The sequence below is a fragment of the Hydrocoleum sp. CS-953 genome (genome assembly GCF_002260545.1).
Classification (GTDB): domain Bacteria; phylum Cyanobacteriota; class Cyanobacteriia; order Cyanobacteriales; family Microcoleaceae; genus Trichodesmium.
This window is the reverse complement of record NZ_LGSU01000440.1, coordinates 1-3,120: the sequence shown is the minus strand read 5'-3', so window position 1 is coordinate 3,120 and position 3,120 is coordinate 1. Positions and strand designations below refer to the sequence as shown.

The following is a 3,120-nucleotide window of genomic DNA, read 5'->3' as shown; positions in this document are numbered from 1 at the left end:
AATAGTGAATGTTTTTTATTGCGTATATCGCAATAGGAATTTTTGCTTAGTTTGATTTGGGAGAAAATAGTGAATGTTTTTTATTGCGTATATCGCAATAGGAATTTTTGCTTAGTTTGATTTTGTAGAAAATAGTGAATGTTTTTTATTGCGTATGTCGCAATAGGAATTGTTGCTTAGTTTGATTTGGGGAAAAATAGTGAATGTTTTTATTGCGTATGTCGCAATAGGAGTTTTTGCTTATCCCAGCTCAAGCCAAATTAAAATATTTTAGTTTCTGGATTTGAGTCAGTATAAGTTGAGTGAAAGTTTTGGATTATCCAGCGCAGAAAAATTTGGCAGTATCAATGTATTGAATCAGAATAAATAATTGAATCAGAGATTTTTCACATCAAAAAACTCAGGGAAATAACTATCATGTCTAAGTACAAAAATACTCTTAAATCTGTTGATTCTCAAACAGTATCTACACCGGAAGAAGTAATATTACCTGACGGTTAGTCTCTATATTGGCATCAAGCAGAAACATTAAAACCATGACACAACCTTGATATTGATGTCATATTTAATTATGGAATAATCGGGTCAGTAAAAATTTGGCAGTATCAATGTATTGAATCAGAATAAATAATTGAATCAGAGATTTTTCACATCAAAAAACTCAGGAAAATAACTATTATGTACAAGTACAAAATTACTCTTAAATCTGTTTATTCGGAAACAGTATCGACACCAAAAGAAATAAAATTACCTCCTAATTTTTCTTTATATTGGCATCAAGCAGAAACTCTTAAAGCATTACGCGACCCTAATATTGATATTATTTTTAATTACGGCATGACTGGGGAAGGAAAAAGTCTGGCAGTTTATCTAGAAACAATGCAAACTGACTTTTTAGCAATGGGTCTTTATCCTACTAATGAACTTGCCCGCGACCAAGAAAATCAAATACAAAAATATATTGAATTATTTCAGCCAGAATATGAACCTCGTGTTGTACGTTTGAGCGGGCAAGAGTTAGAAATTTATGCAGAAAATGAGGGATTAAAAAAAGCTGCTGCTATTGAAAGTCGTGCTTTTAATTCTGATATTTTACTGACTAATCCAGATATTTTGCATTATCTACATCGGGGTGCATATATCATTAAGAATAATTCTCCTAAAAAATTTACAGGAGATAATCCAGACAAACTTTGGGGAAGGATTGATAAGAATTTTGATTTGTTTATTTTTGATGAATTTCATGTATTTTCAGCGCCACAAATTGCTGCTGTAATTAATACTTTATTGTTAATCAAACATACTAATCGTTGGAAAAAGTTTGTGTTTCTTTCGGCAACTCCAAATGCTGATTTAATTGACCGATTAGAAAAAGCAAATTTTCGGTGTCGGCAAATTAATCCTTTGTCAGAAAATAAATATCTATTTCCTGAGAATAAAGAGGAAGAACAAAAATTAGAATCGCAAAATTTTAGACAGGTATCGCGAGAAATATCTCTAAATTTTATCTCTCTAGAACCTAATTCTAAAGCATCAGAAATTTGGCTGAAGGAAAATATTGAATTAGTCAGAAAACATTTTCAAAATAATCCGGGAACTAAAGGGGCGATTCTTTTAAATTCAATTGCTGCGGTGAAACGTTTGACACCTTTATATCAGGAAATGTTGGCAAAAGATGGTTTGACAGTAGGAGAAAATACAGGATTATCTGGAAGAGAAACGAAAGAAAAATCTCTTGCTGCTGACTTAGTTATTGGTACTAGCACTATTGATGTAGGAGTAGATTTTAAGATTAATTTTTTGCTGTTTGAGTCGGCAGATTCAGGTAATTTTATTCAGCGTTTGGGGCGGTTGGGGCGACACGATGGTTATGAGAAGGAAGGGGATTTTATTAGGTTTAATAATTTTACTGCTTATGCTTTAATACCTAATTTTTTAGTAGAAAGATTGTTTGAAGTTGAGTCTCCACCTTTGGCATCTGGGGGTGTTTATAATCGCCCGTTTTTCCATGAAATGATTCGGGAAAATTATCGAAAAATTAATAATTTTGACGGTTATTATCGGAAATGGGGAGCGGTACAGTCTGTGAAAATTTGTTGGGATTTGGGAAAACTTAAACAGCAATATTCTGGGAGTAAAAAAGAATTTAAAGACGCTTGTCAATTGGTATTTCAAACAAGTTTAGGAAAGGTGGCGGGTAATATTAAAAATTGGCGCGAGGAATGGCAAGAATTATCAGGAAATAAAACAGGAAATCCTATAGTTGAATATGCTTGTAGTTTTCGAGGTGTGAGTGGGTTGCAATGTGGAATTTACGACCTAACAGAAAGTAATAATTTGGATAGGTTTAAGACTTACGAACTACCGGGAATTTTGAGTAATTTAGAAATTGAATCAATGACTAAAAAGGATTTTTTAAAGTTGTTGGATGAGACGGTGGAAAAGACTGGGGAAGCGATCGCTCAGGGAAGATTTGAATATTGTTTGGCGTTTATGAAGTTGCGGAGTTATCGGGAGGAAAGGTTAGATTGGAAATTTACTTATCGGGGAAGTTTGGAGTCTATTGCTTCTGCTGGGAAGGTGCAGGTTTTGCAAGGGGTTGAGGTTTGGCAACCAGAAAATAATTGGATAGGGGAGATTAATAAACGGTTAGGTCAGAGGGCGTTGGTTTGTTATGTGTTGGAGCATCCGGTAGAGGAGGTGCGGAGGCGGTTGCAACTACCTATGCACTTTCAGATTTATGGGATTTGTGATTCTGGGAGTATTCACGATAAGACTCCACCTTATTCTATTGCTTTTGGGCAGTCGGCACTATTGGTGGATACTTTGGCTTATCGGATGGGAAGTAAAGGGGGTAAGGGATTAGTTGTTTGAGGTTGGTATCCCTGATAGGGATTTTGTGGAGTTGAATAAAAAGTCATGCGCATAGGCAAGTAACCCCTTATAGTTAAATAGTATCATAATATTTTCGGAAATGCAATGGCAAAACCATCAATTTCGCAAATTATTTAAATTGAATATATCTAATTTAATCTTGAGAGTACAAAGTTCTTCTAAAAAACGATTTACTTGTCTAACTGAAAGTATTATTGGTAAAGACTTAGAGCATATATAATAGTG

General features: G+C 34.2%; 1 protein-coding gene. It reads left to right on the top strand.

Features of this window, described 5'->3' with window-relative positions; translation table 11 throughout:
• Positions 1-678: 678 nt before the first annotated feature.
• Positions 679-2,874, top strand: a complete 2,196-nt coding sequence (gene cas3, locus AFK68_RS04390) for a type I-D CRISPR-associated helicase Cas3' (protein ID WP_210407222.1) — start codon at positions 679-681, stop codon at positions 2,872-2,874.
• The last annotated feature ends 246 nt before the right edge of the window (positions 2,875-3,120 follow it).

What these genes read in the sequence shown, in the direction of transcription:
- cas3 (WP_210407222.1), top strand. Translation starts at nt 679, where the DNA reads ATGTACAAGTACAAAATTACTCTTAAATCTGTTTATTCGGAAACAGTA.